We start from the raw sequence: 19,464 nt of genomic DNA on the forward strand, positions 1-19,464 counted from the left end.
CTTACGCCTATTTTTCGAATAAGTAGGTTTGCAGGATCGTGTACAACACATGCTGAACACTTGTGCGAACTCCGTTTGTGATTCCTGCAGGATCCTTCTTGTATGCTTGTTTTAATAATTTCTCGTTTTTACTTGGTGTCATAATATCGAGCATGAGGTCATTGCCAGCTACAACCGCATCCGGCGCTTTCATAAACCCAAAGACTGCATCGCTGGAAACAAATCCATCAAAGCCCCATTCCTTACGCAGAACATCATTTAACAAGACGGAATTCGCTCCTGCCCACTTTGTCCCGATGATCGAAAAGCTAGACATTGCGCCTAGAGGGCTGCTTTCTTTAACCGTAATCTCAAACGGCTTCAAGTAGATTTCGCGAATCGCTTGCTCGTTGGCCCAGATCAGATTTCCTGAACGAGCATTGGTTTCTTGATCGTTTAACGCGAAGTGCTTCATAAAGGCAATAATGCCTTGGTCTTCTGCGCCATTTATCATAGATGCCGCCATTTTTCCTGAAAGCACAGGATCTTCTGAGAAGTATTCGAAGTTACGGCCGCCTTGTGCTGTACGGTGAATATTCATCCCCGGTGCATACCAGCCTTGAATGCCATACGCACGCGCTTCTTTACCAACCGCTTCTCCCATTTGATAGGCTAGATCATTGTTCCATGTTGCAGCAATGACGATTTCAGACGGATATGACGCTGCTTCAATATGCTTAAAGAAGAAACTAAATCCAGCAGGTCCATCCATCAACAACGTTTTAGGAACACCCAAACGTTCTACCGCCATTGTTCTATAGGCGCCGTTTGCTACATAATCAATCATTTCGTCCAATGTAAACTGATCCATGAATTCATTCCATTTCGGATCATCAAAGGCTAAACCTTTCAAATCCTCCAGTACTAAGCCATTATCAGCGCCAACCGTTGGCATTTCCATCTTTGAAGCTTCCGGCTCTTTTGAGAATGCGTCGACCACATTTTGCGGTGCTTTATGACTAATATTTTCATCCGAAGGGTATGTCTTCTCCCAATCATTCCGGGACAAATACGTTAAATCGCCATTTGCTAGCTCAAAGCGATTCTCGTAAGGTGTTCCAGTATCCTTATCCTCTTTGAAAATCTTTTTCTCAGCGAGCTCAAGGTTATAACTTGCTACGATATCATGGACGTTGCGAGCCACTTTAATCGTATATGTGCCTGGGTCTAATACATACGCTTCCTCTACGTTCATATCATAAGAAGCCATCTCTTCGGTAGCAAACGAAAGAGTAAGCACCTCGGATTGACCTGCTTCCAGCAGAGACGTCTTTGCATAAGTCGCCAGTTCGATGGCCGATTTTTCAATGCCGCCTGCAATATACGGAGCTGAATAATAAACTTGAACAACATCTTTCCCGGCTCTGTCGCCAACATTTTTCACTTCGACTTGTAGTTCAATCTTGTCTTCCGACAATGACTGATTCAGAACCTTCCACTCGAAATCCGTGTAGCTTAATCCATGTCCGTAAGGATATAACACGGTATCTCGATAGCCTGCTTCATCATTTAAAAAGAAGGTTTCATAGAAACGGTAGCCGACATAGATCCCTTCTTGATAATTGAGGAATGAATACTTCAAATTATCGTATTTGTAGTCTCCAAAGTTCTCACTTGCTGGAGCCGATGAATTGTCATACACGTACGTATCCGTGATACGGCCTGATGGATTGATATTTCCTGCAAGAATATTTCCTAATGCGTTGGCACCGTAAGGGCCAGGTGTTCCTATCCACAATACAGATTTAATGGATTTAAATTCATTTACGAAACCAAGCTCTAAGGCATTCCCCGCATTTACAACGATTGTGACATTTTCAAATGACTGTGCAACCTTTTCAATCAAAGCGCGTTTATTTGCTGTCAATTTCAACTGTTCAGCGGTCGCATCACTAGCTTCTGTACTCTCACTAGCAATGACAATAATTGCATTTTCCGAATAAGATTTCGCTTGTGCTATTGCTTCGTCCGATAAATAATCGATTTTAGGTTCATCGCTAGAGTTTCCGCCTAACATGCCTTTTACAACTTGAATGACTCCGGTACTCGCCTTGCTGCCCACTCCTGCTTTTGCACCAACCTCTTGATACAAGTCATGAAGCTCGGTATTGTACGAAATACCTGCATTTTCTAGACCTTTAAATAAATTAACCGCACGGGAAGTATCCCCCGCACCAGATCCTCCACCGCCATAACGTAGCTCAAATGCAGCTAATCCAAAGACGTTAACCTTTTTATCTTTCAAAGGCAGCTGTTTATCATCATTCTTCAATAGAACAATGCCTTCATTCGCAATTTCTTCAGCTATTTTCCCACCTTGTTCACGTGCTGCAAGCGCCTCAGGTGAATCGGTTACGGCTGTAATGTGTTTTCCTGTCAGCGCATCGATGATGCTAGAAGCGGTTGCACCGAATTGTACGAACAATAATATGACAACAAGCGCTACGATCGACCAGCCGGTGAAACGTCTTGGTCTATTTTTAATTTTCTTGTAGCGTTTCGCTTCTTTTTTCATCGCTCTACGATCTTTGCGACTTAGAGCTTTCAACTCCATTTTTATTTGTTGCTTTTGCTCTTTTCGTAATTGTTTGTCCTGTTCAATCGCTGCTGTTCGTTCCGCTTCCGGTAGCGCTTTAATTTCTTGCTTTCGCGCTCGCAGCTTAGCTTTATCTTCCTTCACCTTTTGCACGATTTCACTTTTCTTAACGCGTTTAGTATTAAAATTGTCCACCACGGCGACCCCCTCCGGTATCGTCTTTCTTTTTCACAATCATAATATAGCGCTTACATTTTAACTATCAGGATCTTGTCGAAAAAAAAGCTAAATATTGCGTTCATTTGATTTATCAAGAAATCGAGTGAGCAACATTTAGCATTAATCGTTGGTTTTTTCTAAGTCGATCATAACAATCCCGAATAGCGGAACTTCGAACTCAAGTGTATGATTCCCCTTTATTTTCAGTTGTTCTACGCTTCTCGAAGGTCGATTAATTGCATTCCAATACGCAATATCTTCGAAAGACAACTTTTTGCATTTCCTTAAATCAGCAAGGTCTAATCGCTGATCTATTTGCTCAGTAGTTAATCGTTGCTTGATCAATCGGTATGTCCCTTCAAGGTTTGTAAGTTCCATCTTTATAAAAACATAGGGACTTTTTGCCTTATGCCAAGCTAATTCTAGTTTTTCCTTATTTTCATTGATAAACAGATGTTGCTCTTCTTCTGGATAAACAGTTAAAATGCGGTAATTATCTTGCTGTTTTGTCACGATACTTGAGTTGTTTTTGAACACAATCTCATCAAACAAGCGACTCACAAACTCTGTCGCATACCAATTGTCCTTGTAACGACCATCCGGTGTAAGTAATGAAAGCTTACTTGCCAGCTCATCTGGAAAATACTCAAACAGCTTCGCTGAATCGAGTGATAATGGGGGAAAATAGTGACCTGCAATTTCGTTTTGATTCATTAGGTTTATATATTGCCAAATGCTTGCATTTGCTTGCGCTAGATCTGAATATGCGTGTAGATAATCATCCTGATCGTAAACCAGCATTCGATCCAAAATACGGTTTTGGTCTTGCATGTTTGTGTTCTCACCAATGACCCGAATGTATTCTTCATCAAATAGATAATTAAGCGCAGTTTCAAGTGGAATCTTGCGCATACGGGTCCAGTCATCAATGCAATAAACGGCATTATGGCAAGTCATATCGAGCAACACCGCATCTTCTGGCGGGATAGGAAAATGAATGACCACGTTCTTATAGTTTTTAAAGATTGAAATGGTATTCACTAACGGCAAACGTAATTCCCTGCTATTTTTCATTTCATAGAAGCAGCGGAACTCGTACATCCAATCCTGACTTGTCATATAATTTTGTTGCAGATGAAGATTTAATTCAGTCATTACCGTTTGAAACCATTCATTGTTATGAAATCCCCGCTCCTCCCAATCATCCAAATCTATAGATTGAAATTGAAGGTAGGGAAACATGCCAACAGACACGATCTGCTGCAACATTCGATCCAACTCACGAAATGAACAAAACAGCTTCCCTTCGCTCAAACGTACATCTACTGTTTTAAAAATACGAGTGACCGCTACCCACTTCACCCTAAGGCGTTGACGTACTTCGAGCAAACGGCTATCCATAAGTTCACCTTTTACTTTAAGAACATGATTGACCTTTGAGTACTGGCCGATCGTTTTATGCAAATCTAATTGAACCTCGATGCGATCGGGGGAAATAGACGGGCCAGCCGGTAATTCACCTAACGGCACATACGGCGATAGTAGAGCTAATACATCTTGGGACAGCTCCGCATCGACACGATTCTGCACCGCTCTTATTTGACGCTGTTCACGAAATTCAGCAGGTGAAAGCTCATACCTTATTTTAAATGCCTCGTTAAATGATCGTACATTGGGAAAGCCGTTGGCTAAAGCAATCGTGACAATCTTATCATTCGTATTTTCCAGCATACGTAAGCTATGAAACAATCGCACTTCTTTGATGTAATTTCCGATTGAAATCCCTAGCTGATTTTTAAAGGAATGCGCCAAGTAGTATTTGCTACTATAAGACTTTTCAGCAATCTCATCCAGGCTAAGTTTGTCCGCATAATTAACATTAATATATGATACAATTTCTTTTACCTTATCCGAAGCAGTATGAACTTGCTTCTTTTCATCTTCTGGCCCAAGATAACGATACAGCAATCCGATTAAACGTTTCGAATACCCTTCGATGATATAATCAGAACCGGCTCCCGGATATATCCTTTCGACGTACAAGTACGCCATACAATTCTTCACAAGCTCATATCCATCTTTTTTGTACACCATCGATAGTGGAATGTTAAGCTTAAATGCTGGAAACTCCTCTTGATACTCATTGGTTAGAAACTTTACCGAGAGCGTCGCATTCTCTTCACTGCCAATTACACGAACAATATCACCTTTATTAAAAACGAAAATATCGCCTGTCCGAATCAAAATATCCGAACCGTTTCGCATAATTTCCAGATAACCAGAAAGAACAAACCATGCCGTTAACTCCGTCATAAGTAGAAAATCCACTTCCTCAATCGTTTCGATTGCGGCCAGTACGATTTGATCTGATCCATTTTTCTTCTTATTCAAAATCAACAATCTCCTCTTCCAACATGAAAAAATATGTTACTGTTAATGAGTACCTGACCATGTGTTCATTATTATTGATTATAAACGATTGCTCTCTGAAATCTAAAAAAATAGGACGGTGCATCATATGGTATTTGCATTTCTGTTTATATTCGCTATGTACGCGGCAAGTAACTATTACATCGCGAGAAAAATTTTTAAATGGTTACAACATGTATTTCCAAATATTAATGGGATTATATACGGAGTCATCTACAGCTTGTGTGCGGTAACAATCATTATTAATTTACTATTGTCCTCTTCAGCTATGACGACCGATTCAAGTATTGTTAATTTTATTGGTCAATTCGGGGACTATTGGATGGGGATCTACTTCTATTTGTTCTTGCTGTTACTCCTTTCCGATGTAATCTTACTTATTAGTAAATGGATCAAAATCATCCCCTCCCCTGCGCCAAAACGTGTTATTTTTCATACAAGGTCAGTAGTATTAATTCTAGTCATAGGGTTGGTGTCCTATGGGATTTATAATGCGAATCAGATAAAAGAAGTTACTTATCCGATCCAAATACATAAAAGCACGTCGTTAGATCATTTAAATATTGTTCTGATCAGCGACTTACATTTAGGCTACGTAAATGATGTAAAGTTTATTGAAGACGTTGTTGATCGTATTAATAACATGCAACCGGATATTGTGTTGATGTCAGGAGATATATTTAATGGTAACTACTATGCGCTCTCTAATCCTTCCAAAGGAATAGAGTTATTAAATACTATTCAGTCCACCTATGGGGTTTATGCTTGTTTAGGTAACCATGATGCAGGACGATCATACGATGAGATTGTGAACTTTATAGATAAGAGTAATATTAAACTTCTAAATGATGAGCATGTCGTTATTGATAATCAATTCGTTGTAGTTGGCAGGAGAGATTCATCACCGATTGGTGATCAAGGAAATGCTAGAGCAGTTACTTCTGAAGTGATGGGTAACATTGATACAACTATGCCCGTTATCGTAATGGATCATCAACCCACGAATATGATTCAGTACGGAGATGATGTCGATTTAATACTTAGCGGACATACGCATCAAGGACAAGTATTCCCTGCAAATCTAATCACCAATGCTATGTTCACAGTAGATTACGGACACTATCAGAAGAATTTAGACAGTCCTCAAGTTATTGTTACATCAGGTGTGGGTACCTGGGGACCGCCATTACGCATTGGTACGAATAGTGAGATAGCCCAGATCAAGGTTGATTTTAAATGATATGATTTTTAAAAAAGCGGACAGCCTCTGGACGAGAATTAGCGTCCTAGACTGCCGCTTTTTATAGTTTTACCTAAGGTTGGTGCGGAGAATATCCGTTATCTTGAAATTTGTCTCTCTACATCATACAGCGGTTTTTACCCATGTCCTCCTGTAGCGCAGTCTAGCACTTATAAATACTTTCTTTTATACATCAAGGTAATTTGCCCCGCTATGTATTCCGCACTATATTGGCTGCCATCCTTAATCCACCACATAATAATCCCTAATAGTGATGCTGCAATAATATCAAGGGAGACAACCTCCTTAGTGGAATCAATGTTTCTCACTTTTCTTCGTTTTTCGATAGTATTTTTTAATAGGTTGGTTAATTGGTTTTTGAAGCCTTTGTGCTCTACCAATACAGCAAAGATTTGCCGGTATTCATAAAAATAACTTAAAAATATGACCAACTGCTCCTGTTCGATACTGCTCTTCACTTGTAATAACGGTTCAACCTTCATGGACAGGTCATCAAAGATTTCATGTACGATCTGGCGCAATAAATCGTTAATATCCTCATAATGCAAATAAAACGTTGCACGATTCAGCTCAGCACGGTTGGCGATTTTTTGGACAGTCAATTGAGAAATCTCCACATTCTCGGCCAATAATGAAAAAACAGCATTTTTCAGCATCTTTTTTGATCGAATGGCTCGTGGATCAACTCTTTTATGTTCGGACATTTCATCCCTCTATTATCGTTTATATAGTATTTCATCAACTAATTTACCCATTCTGTCGATTAGTCGACATTTTCAATAAAATTGCAAATAGGAATACCTTTTAAATGCTGATATGATTTATTTTATCGACACTATGTCGAAAAAGCAATGAAGAGAGGCCTGCACCATGCAAGAAGATATTAAGAAAATAAATAAAGGAATCCTACTAACCATTCTAATTTTTGGTTGTTTCTTATCTACACTCAATCAGACGCTTTTAAATGTCGCCTTAAGTAGTCTGATGGATGTATTTGATGTCACGGCAACAACTGTACAATGGATTTCAACGGGTTTTATGCTGGTCAACGGGATATTGATTCCGATTACAGCCTATTTAATGAAACGTTTTACAACACGTCAATTATTTCTAAGTGCCATGTCATTTTTATTAATTGGCTCAATCATTTGTGCAGCAGCGCCGAGCTTTAGTCTACTCTTAGTCGGACGGATGATTCAAGCTGCAGGTGCCGGTATTATAATGCCGCTCATGATGAGCGTTGTGCTCGCTATTTTCCCTGTTGAAAAACGCGGCAGTGCTATGGGACTGCTTGGACTGGCGATGATATTTGCTCCTGCTATTGGGCCGACGCTTGCGGGATTTATTGTTGAATATCACTCTTGGCGCTGGTTATTTATCGGCCTCATTCCACTCGTCATCATTGTTATAGCGTTGGCATTCAAGTATTTAGTGAATGTATCCGAGACGTCTAAGTCTAAGCTTGATGTAGTAAGTGTTCTTTTATCGACCGTTGGATTTGGCTTAATTTTATACGGCTTCAGCAGTGCAGGCAGTAAAGGCTGGGGCGATCTAATAGTGATCCTATCCTTAGGAGTTGGAATCGCTGTAACGGCCGTATTTTGTATTCGACAAATCAAGTCTGATGATCCACTGTTAAACCTGTCTGTCTTCAAAAATAAAGTTTTTACGATGACTTCTCTGATTAACGTGTTAATTACCATGATGATGTACGCAGATATGATTTTATTGCCTATTTATCTGCAGAATGGCCGTGGTTTTACAGCATTTGATGCAGGACTACTCTTGTTGCCGGGGGCTCTCGTAAATGCGTTCATGTCACCCGTCACCGGTAAATTATATGACCGTTTTGGTGCTAAACCACTGTTCATTATTGGTTTACTGTTTATTATTCCATCTATGTGGGCGGTAACTGATCTATCTGAATCTACAACGTATACGTATCTAATGATTCGTACCATAGGCCTGCGAATTGGATTAAGCTTCATCACTATGCCTCTCAATACGGCTGGACTAAATGCACTGCCCAAACAACTCGGCACGCATGGTACAGCTGTGAACAATACCGTTCGCCAAATTGCCGGAGCCATCGGTACTGCTGTCGTAATTACGATTTATACAGTACAGGCAACAAGTCATGCGGCCACAGTGATGCAGAACAACCCCTCTACTACTCCTGAGATCCTTAAATCCCTTGCATCCATTCTTGGGGCAAGTGACGCCTATTACTTTATGATGATTTTATCCGTCGCCGCGTTTGTTATAACATTATTTATGCCGATGAAGAGCAAGATCACGATTGAAAAGAAAACAAACCTAGTTAGCAAGAAATAACCTCATAAAGTGGAATGTAAAAAGGACAGCGATCAGCTGTCCTTTTACATTATTAATAGCTATTCCCGGCTCATCGGCTTACTCTTGTTTATATTTTTCTTTCAGGATGCTGGAGCCGATTCCCCCGACAACCATTAAAATCAAAGAACCGAAGTTCCAAAAGAATGACCCGCCATTCAAGGTAATCCCTAGCGCCGTTACTTTGTTCAGAAAGAGAACACAGAGTTTAATCACTAACAGCACAATGCCTGCTATTACGAAGACATCAAATACAAACTTTAATTTCGGGTGAGCCAATTTCTTTCCTTCTTCTATCACCTTTTTGGTCAACTCCTCGTCACTTCTTAGTAACTCATCGATAGTTACCCCAAAAAGATCGCTTATTTTAATAATGATTTCAATGCTTGGGTAGTTTTGACCATTCTCCCATTTCGAAACCGACTGTCGGCTTACAAACAGCTTCTCGGCCAGTTCTTCTTGTGACCAACTTTTTTTATTTCTTTCCGCTTTTAACTTCTCCCCAAAGATCATAGCAGCAAACAACTACCTTTCTGCAATTCATAAGCCTATATTGGATTAATCGTATGCAGAAGTAAAGAACGCTTTAGTTGCAGCCCCGCAACCCCAAGTTGCAGTTAACACTAGGCTTACCGCTAGTTGATGTTGACCTCACTCAAGCTTGATTACTTCTCCCCTTTTTACTTCTAATCGAATACAAGATAAATAATAAAATAAACCATAACGGAGTACACAATAAAGCCGGGCGTGTTTCTCCAGCGAACAGCATGATGATCAGTATTCCAGCGAACAAGGTTAAGACAATATAATTAATAGCCGGTGTGAACGGTGCTTTGAATTTGGATTTCGCCTGTAAGTCTGGCCGGGTTTTCTTATACTTAATATGGCAGATAAGAACAATGCCCCACACCCATATAAAACAAATGGCGCTAATCGTTGTCACGATTCCAAAAGCCTGCTCCGGAATAAGTTTACTCAAAAGAGCACCCACAGATATAACAATTGTAGAAATGAATAACGAGTTACCTGGTACATGGTTTTTATTCAGTTTGCCCAAATGAGGTGATGCCTGGTTATTTCTACTCAAATTATAGAGAATTCGGCTGGTCGAGAACATCCCACTATTACAAGCGGAAGCGGCTGAAGTTAATACGACAAAATTAATAATCCCTGCGGCAATTGGAATCCCTACTAAAGTAAAGGTTTTTACAAAAGGACTCTCTGCCGGGCTGAGCTCCGTCCAAGGGTTAATGCATAGCAGGACGAAAAGCGCACCGACATAGAAAAATAGAATCCGTAAAGGAATTTTATTAATCGCCGATGGGATATTTTTCTCCGGATCCGCTGTTTCCGCTGCCGACACCCCGACCAATTCCACACCCACGTAAGCAAATACAACCATTTGAAAAGAAAATAAGAAGCCTGATATGCCGTTCGGAAAAAATCCCCCATGCTCCCATAGGTTTCGTACCGTCACCGATCCTGCATCCGTCTTAAACCCAATGATCAGCAAAATGACTCCAAGACCAATCAAGGCAAGAATCGTAATTACCTTAATTAAAGCAAACCAAAATTCGAGTTCCCCAAAGCTCTTTACAGTTAATAAATTAAGTCCTAATAACACGACTAGACAGGCGATGGCAGGGACCCACTGCGGGATATCAAACCAATATTGTACATATACGCCAACAGCGATGACATCAGCCATAGCCGTCATGATCCAGCAAAACCAATAGGTCCAACCGGTAATGAACGCGACTCGTGATCCAAGGTAGTCTTCAGCAATATCCGTAAACGATTGATAGCCCGCTTTAGATAATAGGAGCTCTCCCAGTGCTCTCATCACAAAAAACACAGCAATACCCACGATTAGATACGTGATCATGATGGATGGGCCTGCCTTCTCTATCGCCTTGCCTGATCCCAAGAATAATCCTGTACCGATGGTGCCGCCAATAGCAATAAGTTGAACATGCCGATTGGCTAGCTCTCTCTTTAATTCTGGTTGTGCCATACCTAGTTCCCCCTTGTGAGTACAATAAATTGGAATAAAAAAAGAGAGATTGGATGTCATCCAATCTCCCAGATCGTAAGAATATCAAATAATATTTGCCTACTGATGTCGATCAGCATGACAAATATATATTCAGTACTCTTCTGTCCTTTTGCCTGAGATTGTGAACCCTTCGGCGCCGCGGAATTTCCGCGGTCTCTCCAGAAGCTGCTCCAGCTAAAGTGTAATCCTTAGCCATCATAGCTCGTGAATTATGAAGTTGATAAAGCGGTAACGCAGTAAAGCTGTTCTGATATTCTAACATATTACTTGTGATGTGAGTGTTAATCAGTGATAAAAGTCTCAAGAATTTAAAGCAAGCCTCATGAACATACTACTTTTTGAAAAACAAAAAGCTAAAGGAGTATGCTAATGAAAGCCGCTGTAGTAAAACAATTTAAAGAAAAGTTAGAACTACAAGACGTACCTAAACCAAAACCCGGACACAAAGAAATCCTTGTCCATATTCAGGCGTGCGGAGTGTGTCATACTGATTTGCATGCTGCTCATGGGGATTGGCCCGTCAAACCGAAACTCCCTCTTATTCCCGGGCATGAAGGCGTTGGGATTATTGAAGAAATAGGTGAAGGAGTTACACACTTAAAAGTAGGTGACCGAGTAGGAATTCCATGGCTGTACTCAGCCTGCGGTCATTGTGAGTATTGTCTTACAGGAAGAGAGACTCTTTGTCTCGATCAGCAAAATTCTGGATATTCCGTAGATGGCGGATATGCAGAATATTGTGTGGCAGCTGCCGATTATGTAGTGAAGGTTCCTGATAATTTAAGCTTCATCGAAGCGGCACCTTTATTTTGCGCTGGCGTTACGACCTATAAAGCTTTGAAAGTATCGGGTGTAAAACCAGGTGAGTGGGTAGCCATTTTCGGCATCGGAGGATTGGGTCATCTTGGCGTACAATATGCAAAAGTGATGGGAATGAACGTAGTGGCCATCGACACGTCGGATGAAAAGATGGAGCTTGCCAAACAGCTTGGTGCAGACAAAACCGTAAACGCATTAAAAGAAGATGCCGCAGACTGGATTCAAAAAGAAATCGGTGGAGTGCATGGTGTCGTTTGTACGGCGGTTGCGAAAAAAGCATTCGACCAAGCCTACCGGGCCATTCGCCGCGGCGGTACCTGCGTCATGGTTGGGCTGCCTCCTGAATCCATGGATGTTCCGATCTTTGATACAGTATTAAACGGAACAAAGGTAGTCGGTTCAATTGTCGGCACTCGCAAAGATTTGCAAGAAACTTTACAATTCGCTGCAGAAGGAAAAATAAAAACCATTATTGAGACACGTAAACTAGAAGATATTAATGAGATCTACGATCTTATGTTAGAAGGCAAAATCAATGGTCGAATCGTCCTTGATATGACGAAATGACCCGAGAGAAAACACGCTCGACAAGTGCTGCTTTTCGGGTTTCTTTATGACTAAAAACTTGCTCTGTTAATAATACCGCTCTCCGCGATGTATCACATCCCTACCTAAACCTATGCTCGGAATGAAAAGATAAATTTTACACAGTCGTACCATACGTATTAGACTGTAATTTTAAAGCATACCATCACTCTAAGAAGGAGAGAAATATGTACAAGATCAATAGATTTTCTCAGCTTTGCAAAATAGCTTAAAGCTATCGCAAACTGCAAAAGAGCGATGCGATTCTAACGGCTCGCTCTTTGCCTCCCCCTTGACCTACCCTGAAATCAAAAAAGAGGCTCTCCGCTGTAACAGCGAGAAAGCCTCTTTTGTCATTTTACTTTAAACTCAGCGTAATGGATCAATACACCTGACCTAGCAACTGGTATGCTTCTTCCTTGGTTTTAACCACCAAGAGCTTTTCCCTGAAATCATCATCCATCAGCTTGCGAGACAACATTTGCAGCACTTTAAGATGGGCGTTTCCCTTACTGCTGCGCGGCACCGCAATCATAAAGATCAGTTTAGCTTCGCTTCCGTCTAGGCTCTTCCAATCTACTCCATTCTGCTTGATGCCAAATACAATGCTTGGCTTTAGTACGGCGTCCGATTTGCCGTGGGGAATGGCTATATTCAGACCGATGCCTGTCGAGCTTTCTTCTTCCCGGGCCAATATAGCCTCTTTGAAATCACCGGCAGAGCTTACCGCTCCGGCTCTATCCAGCGCTCCAATCATTTCGTTAATAATAGCGTCCTTAGTATCTCCATTCAGATCCAGGTTAATCAAATCCGGCGTAAGAATATCGGTTAATTTCTCAATGTGAATGGCTGGCGCTTCCGTCGCGGTCCGGTCATTTGCCTGTTCCGATGCCGACACGTCTGTGGTAGTTGTCTCAGCTACTACGACAGAATATTCAAGATCCGCTTCTCCCAGGACAGCCTGGGTTGCAGCTGTAACATCCTTTTTCAGCAGCCTGATCATGACAGCCGTTACCGCCGAACCGACAATGACGGCGACAAAAAACATCAGCACATTGTCAACGGCGCCAAGCACGGCTACAATCGGTCCGCCATGGGCTACTCTGTCTCCAACATGGCCAAGCATCGCTATCACCGAACCGACCATCGAACCGACCATGATACTTGGAATGACACGCAGAGGATCTTGTGCCGCAAACGGGATTGCACCTTCGGTGATACCAAACAGTCCCATTGTAAATGATGCTTTGCCGGCCTCTCGTTCCGCCGGTTCAAATTTACGTTTGCTAATCATCGTTGCAAGTCCCATTCCAATTGGAGGGATACAAATAGCGGCGGCGATTGGGCCCATAATTTCATAGTTTCCTTCTCCGATCATGGCCGAACCGAATAGGAATGCAACCTTGTTCACTGGACCGCCCATATCGAAAGAAATCATCGCACCCAGGATCAGGGCTAGCAGAATCGAACTTGTACCCTGCATACCTGCGAGCCACCCCGTCAAGGATTCAAACAGCTGCGCGATTGGAGAACCAATCAAGAATACAAAAATCAAACCTACAATCAGGGAGGTCAATATTGGAATAATGATGATTGGCATGATAGGTTTTAGCGCCTTAGGAACCTTCATTTTCTTGATTCCAAGCGCTACATAACCCGCTAGGAAACCGGCGATAATTCCGCCGATGAATCCGGCTCCCGCTTCACTCCCGTAAAAACTTCCGTTTGCGGCGATGAATCCGCCGACCATACCCGGAACAAGACCTGGCCTGTCCGCAATACTCATCGCGATAAAACCGGCTAATATGGGCACCATGAAGGTAAACGCGGCTGATCCGATATCCAATATCGTCTTCCAGAATGAATCATCCGGTACGACCAGACCTCCCGGGGTTTTCACGCCACCTAGGGTCAGCGCTATTGCGACCAGTAAGCCGCCGACAACGATAAACGGCACCATATAGGACACCCCGTTCATCAAATGGCGGTAAATCGGATTTTGCTTCGATTTTTTCTCCTGCTTGATATCTTCAGCCGACCGCAATTGTGCTCGGTAGACCTTCACATCATCGCTCATCACCCGTCTGATCAGCTCTTCCGGATGACGGATGCCTTCCTGTACGCCAACTACAAGCAGCTTTTTGCCGACAAACCGATCCTTTACCACCGTTTTGTCCGCCGCGATAATTATGCCGTCCGCTTCACGGATATCCTGCTCGGTTAACTGATTCTCCACTCCAATAGAACCCTGAGTTTCAACCTTCATCTTGATGCCTAGTTTAGCTGCCGCCTTTTGAAGATTTTCGGCGGCCATATACGTATGTGCTATTCCATTAGGACATGAGGTAATCGCCAATATTTTCATGGTCATTCTCCTTCGCTATAAATGTTTCCGCTTACATTCATAGTATAAACGCCAACCATGCCCTTATCTTATTGAAATTTTACCGAAACTTCCGGAAAAACTAAATTTATTCTTGTCAAACAAATAAAACGATATTAAAAGGTCACTCTTTATCGTGTGTATAGCTTAATTTTAATTTACTCTTTCAGCCTACTCAGAAATTTCATCACGTCAGTTTCCTTGGACAAAGCACTGACAAAAGCCGGACGCTCACTGATCAGGGACAATTCCTTAAACATTTGCCTCGCTTCTTCCCGTTCTTCACTTTTTAACGCAAGCATAAACACGAGCTCCACTTTTTCAGTTCCCCAGAGGAGTGGCTGCTTTAAGGTGGCGATTGCAATCACCGATTGTTTGATCAATTGAGGGCTACCATGCGGAATGGCAATCCCTCCCCCTATAGTCGTAGACGACATTATTTCTCTCCCCAGAGCGCTTTCCGAATAACCTGCCTCCGCATATCCCTTGTCCATCAATACTTGCCCCAGCTTAGCTATAATCTGGTCTGGCTGCTGCACGTCCTGCTGGAGAAAGACCAGAAATGGCGTTGTGTACTTTAAAAAAATGGATTCTTGTCTGTTGTTTGGCTCATCAAGCTGTTTAATTTCATGTTCCAGCTTTCGCTCGTCTCTAACCTCCAGCAAGGGGGAGACATGTATATGAGGGATCTTCAGCCCCGAAAGAGCGACGGTAGAAATGACAAGATCCACTTTATGGGTAGCTAAATAGTCATGGACTTCTGCTTTGGCCATCGATGCTTCCACATGCACAGACGGAAATTTACGTTCAATTTTCGTTCGGAGAAGTTGGGACATGCCAATGCCCATGTGACATATGATAATCACCTTTTTGGGATTACTTTGGCCTTGATGAAGCCTTTCAACAGATGCCTGGAAATGCAGCGTCAAATAGGCCGCTTCTTCCTCGGGAATGGATAAATGAAGCGATTCGCCCATCTCTTCCAGCGCCACAATGACCCGGTCGAACATATAGGGATACATTTTCTTGATCTCGGCCAGCATCGGATTGGACACGGCCAGACCATAATCAAGACGGTTCAGGGTAGTATATAAATGAACTTTCAAACCATTCATCAGTACCTGATCTTGGGAAAACTGAATCATGTTAAGCACCGACATCCTGTGCGTCAGCTGCTCGACAATACCCTGTAAGAGAGGCTGCCTGTCCGCCAAATCGTCCCCACTAGAACCCTCACTCTCCTGACGATAGCGGAATTTCCCGCCAAGTAGGCGCAATGCTAAATAAGCCGCTTCTTTACTGGGGAAAGACACGGCAAACAGCCGTTTCAACCGCAGCAAAAAATCCTCGGCCCATGTAAATTCCGCTTTTTTCTGCAAAAAAGCAATTTCTTGATCGGAGAGAGAGATCGGCTGTTTAAGTTTGGTTCGTTTGACCATCAGCAAAATATGTAGCATTAGACTTTCAAAAGCTTCATCTGTGTAATAAAGCGAATGCCGCTTTTGCAGTGCCCTTAATTCATTGTATACGCCATCAATCTCGTGCTGCTCAAACTGTTTCATCATCATCTGTCCCGTCAACTCCGGGCTGTCTATCAACTGGTCCAAGCGTACCAAAGCCGATCTTTTGTTTTTTTCGGAGCCTTCAATTGCAAGGCCAACTCTCTGCTTAGAGATTAAGGCTAGATTAAAGGGTTGCAACCACGCCTCAATTTTCTCTACATCTTTACGAATAACCACTTTGTTCACAAAATACTGCGACGCTAATTCCTGAATGGCTACGGGCTTGGCATCCATCAGCAGCCGGTAAGCGAGATGCAGAACTCTTTCCTCGTCGGATTCATTTCTAGCCGAACTTTCTCCCGCATAAAGACGGTGGAATAAATCAGCCTGATCGGCTTCGTCAATCTCCAGATAAATGCCCCGTCCCGGCCTTTTCACCAAGCTTGTATTTGAGTACCTTCTTATATATTCTTCTATAATTTTCAGATCGCTCCGAATGGTTTTCTCTGAGCAGTTAATCTCATCAGCTAGATTCTGCACTAACAATAATCGGTTCGATTCTGTTAATAAAATGCGAAAAATCTCTTTTTGCCTATTATTCATCAGATTCCCCTGCTTCCATCATGTTTTAGTGAGATATAAGAGCAGGGATTCTCCCCATTATTTAATGATTAGTTTATCAACCTGAACTGAACCGTTCCATAATCAGACTCAGCCTCTTCAAGCCTTCTCTTTACTGGAATAAACATAATAATAGAGCTTACTACAAAAAAATCAAAAATAGAAGCGGGGCCTTCGCAGTTGACGGGATTAAGCAGTAGTTTTCCGGTGTTTGATCGCTTTTATACTGGCGATAAAGCAAGAAGTAATAGTACAGGGCTGGCTTGTCTAGGACCTCCAGCTTTTTTTAACAGAAATGGTATTCTCCTTTGGGCTTACGTGGTAGCAAGCACTGCTGCCGTCTTTATAGCTGGTGTTGTATTTACCCTGACTTCGATTAGTAAATGGGCCGACTTTTTATCTCGCTCCATTCCAAAGGCAAGAAACCACTCCGATACCAGAGTGGTTTCTTTATTTTACATGTCAGTTTTGAGTGGTCCCATATCATTGATCTAAACTATGCATATAGGCTTAATCTAGCTCTTATATCATCTTTCTACAATTGAAATTTGCTAACCATTTCTTTCAACTCTTCTGCCACAGTAGAGAGTGAGGTAGCAGATGCAGCAATCTCCTCCATTGAAGCCAACTGCTGCTGACTAGCCCCAGAAATTTCTTCTGCTCCAGCCGCTGTCTTCACGGAAGCTTCCTTAATCAGGATTGAAGTGCTTAACAATTGTTCAGTACTAGCTGACATTTGTTGAGAAGCTGCAGACACTTCCTGTATTTGTCCATTCACATCTTGGATAGAATGTTTAATTCTATCAAAGGACTCCTCTGCCGCATGCACAACTTCCATCCCCGTCATGACTTCCTTTGTCCCCAGATCAATAGAGACCACCGCTTGATTGGTCTCATCTTGAATCGTATCAATCAGCTTAATAACTTTGGCTGTGGAATGAGCTGTTTGCTCGGCCAACTTTCTCACTTCATCTGCAACAACGGCAAATCCTTGGCCATGTTCCCCTGCTCTAGCAGCCTCAATTGCCGCATTTAAGGCAAGTAGATTCGTTTGTTGAGCAATGTTTGTAATGTCCCCTACAATTTCACCAATCTCCTCTGAACTAACCCCTAATACTTGTATCACTTCGGAAACATGAGTGATCGTATTATGAATTCTGCCCATCTGTTGAACAGCAGTTTCCAGGGATACGCTTCCTTGTTCTGCTAACTCAGACGTATGAGCAACAGTAGATGCTACATTCTGAGCATTGTTGGATACTTGCCCGACTCCCACAGAGAATTGCTCGATGGATTGCTCACTCTCCAGAACACTTTTAACTTGTGTTTCTGCACTTATAGCTACTTCCTGTATGGATTCAGCAATATGCTCGGCTGCCTGGCTCGTTTGCTTCGCACCGGTCGTGAGCTCTTCCGAGGATGAAGCTAAGTGGTCTACCGTTTGATAAACCCCCATAATTAGAGTGGAAAGTGAATCTATCATCTGATTAAATCGAATACCCAGTTGCCCAAATTCATCTTTAGTTTTAATGATGACCCGCTCAGACAGATTACCTGTACTGATCTTTTCTGTGACTCCCATCAAAGCGTGAAGCGGCTTCATAATGGAAGCAATTATAAATATGATCAGAGCTGCTCCTAACAATAAGGAAATCACGACGACCAATAGTGTTGTGTTAAAGATAGGTTGGACTTTTTCTTCTATTTCTGAGTACATCATTGTACCCGCTAGCTTCCAACCTGTTAGTTTACTTGTTTCAAAAATGGTTCGCTTCTCCTCTCCATTCTCTGTATATTTAAACTGACCTGTGTCCTGCTTAAATAAAGGATCATAAAGACTACCTTTCGCTTCTACACCATTACTTAATTGCGGATGAACAATAATTTTACCCGTCTTGTCTACGATATAAGGAAATCCCTGTTTGCCAATCGTATATTTCCCAGTCACTTCACGAAGCTTCTCAAGGCTAAGATCCATTCCAATAACACCCGATCCATCAGCTAATGCCGCTGTGATAGTAACGACAACCTCTTTCGAACTGGCATCTTCATAAGGATTCGTAATGACAACTTGGCCTTTACTAGCCATTGCTTGTTGATACCAGTCTCGTTCCCTCGGGTCGAATCCCTCAGGCAGTTGACTAGCTGGAGTCGCGATATACCTACCCGTTTTCGATCCAAAATAGGTGAACAAAACATCTGTTTGAAGATTTTTATATTGCTCAAGCTGGAGTTGTACTAGCTCCAGTTCACTTGTTGTCTCCTCCCGTGCCTTCAGGCTTTTCGAGAGATACGTTATATGATGAATTTTAGGACTAACCTGCTGATCAATCGTATTGTTTAGAAAATGAACCGTATCCTTCGCACTACTAAGGATTTCCCCCTCCACTTGCCCTTTCGCACTTTGATAGGAAAGTACGCCAATTAATATACTTGGCATTAGCAGAACAATAGCAAACGAACCAATTAACTTTACCCTTAACGTTCCTCTTAACCTACTCAACCACTTAAACATAAATTTTCTTCTCCTTTCTTCATTTAAATTTGCTAAAAAAGATGGTATATCTTGTTCACAAAGCGGCTTACTTAATAGATATCCCTGATTCTGTTCAATCGCACTATCTTTTATGACATTTTTATCCACCCAATCTTTTACCACTT

At 42.1% G+C, this 19,464-nt stretch carries 12 protein-coding genes and 1 riboswitch; of the genes, 4 read left to right on the top strand and 8 right to left on the bottom strand.

Annotated elements, in window-relative coordinates:
* Positions 1–7 precede the first annotated feature (7 nt).
* Both PAENI_RS13115 and PAENI_RS13120 read right to left on the bottom strand, forming a co-directional pair.
* A complete protein-coding gene (locus tag PAENI_RS13115) occupies positions 8–2,770 on the bottom strand; it encodes a glycoside hydrolase family 3 N-terminal domain-containing protein (RefSeq protein WP_149645536.1) in 2,763 nt (920 codons plus the stop codon).
* A gap of 144 nt (positions 2,771–2,914) precedes the next feature.
* Positions 2,915–5,185, bottom strand: coding sequence for a helix-turn-helix transcriptional regulator (locus PAENI_RS13120; protein ID WP_149645537.1), 2,271 nt, complete (start codon positions 5,183–5,185; stop codon positions 2,915–2,917).
* A gap of 127 nt (positions 5,186–5,312) precedes the next feature.
* On the opposite strand from PAENI_RS13120, the gene PAENI_RS13125 reads away from it, so the two are divergent.
* Positions 5,313–6,464 (top strand): metallophosphoesterase, encoded by a 1,152-nt coding sequence (locus PAENI_RS13125; RefSeq protein WP_149645538.1) that lies wholly within the window; start codon positions 5,313–5,315, stop codon positions 6,462–6,464.
* Positions 6,465–6,634: 170 nt separating this feature from the next.
* Here PAENI_RS13125 and PAENI_RS13130 read toward each other — a convergent pair whose 3' ends face one another.
* On the bottom strand, positions 6,635–7,189 hold the full coding sequence (locus PAENI_RS13130) for a TetR/AcrR family transcriptional regulator (RefSeq protein ID WP_149645539.1): 555 nt from the start codon (positions 7,187–7,189) through the stop codon (positions 6,635–6,637).
* A 166-nt stretch (positions 7,190–7,355) separates the two neighbouring features.
* Here PAENI_RS13130 and PAENI_RS13135 point away from each other — a divergent pair, with 166 nt between their 5' ends.
* Positions 7,356–8,819 (top strand): DHA2 family efflux MFS transporter permease subunit, encoded by a 1,464-nt coding sequence (locus PAENI_RS13135; protein WP_149645540.1) that lies wholly within the window; start codon positions 7,356–7,358, stop codon positions 8,817–8,819.
* A 78-nt stretch (positions 8,820–8,897) separates the two neighbouring features.
* Here PAENI_RS13135 and PAENI_RS13140 read toward each other — a convergent pair whose 3' ends face one another.
* Both PAENI_RS13140 and PAENI_RS13145 read right to left on the bottom strand, forming a co-directional pair.
* A complete protein-coding gene (locus PAENI_RS13140) occupies positions 8,898–9,350 on the bottom strand; it encodes a helix-turn-helix domain-containing protein (RefSeq protein ID WP_076298088.1) in 453 nt (150 codons plus the stop codon).
* Positions 9,351–9,492: 142 nt separating this feature from the next.
* Positions 9,493–10,851, bottom strand: coding sequence for an amino acid permease (locus PAENI_RS13145; protein WP_149645541.1), 1,359 nt, complete (start codon positions 10,849–10,851; stop codon positions 9,493–9,495).
* A 133-nt stretch (positions 10,852–10,984) separates the two neighbouring features.
* A riboswitch (glycine riboswitch) is annotated at positions 10,985–11,065 on the bottom strand.
* Positions 11,066–11,262: 197 nt separating this feature from the next.
* Between PAENI_RS13145 and adhP the strand changes: the two genes are divergently transcribed.
* Complete coding sequence (adhP, locus tag PAENI_RS13150) at positions 11,263–12,279, top strand: alcohol dehydrogenase AdhP (protein ID WP_149645542.1); 1,017 nt, start codon at positions 11,263–11,265, stop codon at positions 12,277–12,279.
* A gap of 400 nt (positions 12,280–12,679) precedes the next feature.
* On the opposite strand, the gene PAENI_RS13155 is transcribed toward adhP, so the two are convergent.
* Together PAENI_RS13155 and PAENI_RS13160 are read right to left on the bottom strand one after the other, a co-directional pair.
* Positions 12,680–14,662, bottom strand: coding sequence for a PTS fructose transporter subunit IIABC (locus PAENI_RS13155; protein WP_149645543.1), 1,983 nt, complete (start codon positions 14,660–14,662; stop codon positions 12,680–12,682).
* A gap of 176 nt (positions 14,663–14,838) precedes the next feature.
* Entirely contained in the window at positions 14,839–16,785 is a 1,947-nt protein-coding gene (locus PAENI_RS13160; protein WP_149645544.1) for a BglG family transcription antiterminator, read from the bottom strand.
* A 198-nt stretch (positions 16,786–16,983) separates the two neighbouring features.
* Here PAENI_RS13160 and PAENI_RS13165 point away from each other — a divergent pair, with 198 nt between their 5' ends.
* The gene (locus PAENI_RS13165) at positions 16,984–17,298 is read left to right on the top strand and encodes a cell wall metabolism sensor histidine kinase WalK (protein ID WP_149645545.1); all 315 of its coding nucleotides are present in this window, start codon (positions 16,984–16,986) and stop codon (positions 17,296–17,298) included.
* Between the two features lie 40 nt (positions 17,299–17,338).
* On the opposite strand, the gene PAENI_RS13170 is transcribed toward PAENI_RS13165, so the two are convergent.
* Positions 17,339–19,318: a methyl-accepting chemotaxis protein gene (locus tag PAENI_RS13170; protein ID WP_188114547.1), complete on the bottom strand. Its 1,980-nt coding sequence runs from the start codon at positions 19,316–19,318 to the stop codon at positions 17,339–17,341.
* Between the last annotated feature and the right edge of the window lie 146 nt (positions 19,319–19,464).

Origin of the sequence: Paenibacillus sp. B2(2019), from assembly GCF_008370385.1 — a bacterium.
GTDB lineage: Bacteria > Bacillota > Bacilli > Paenibacillales > Paenibacillaceae > Paenibacillus_AQ.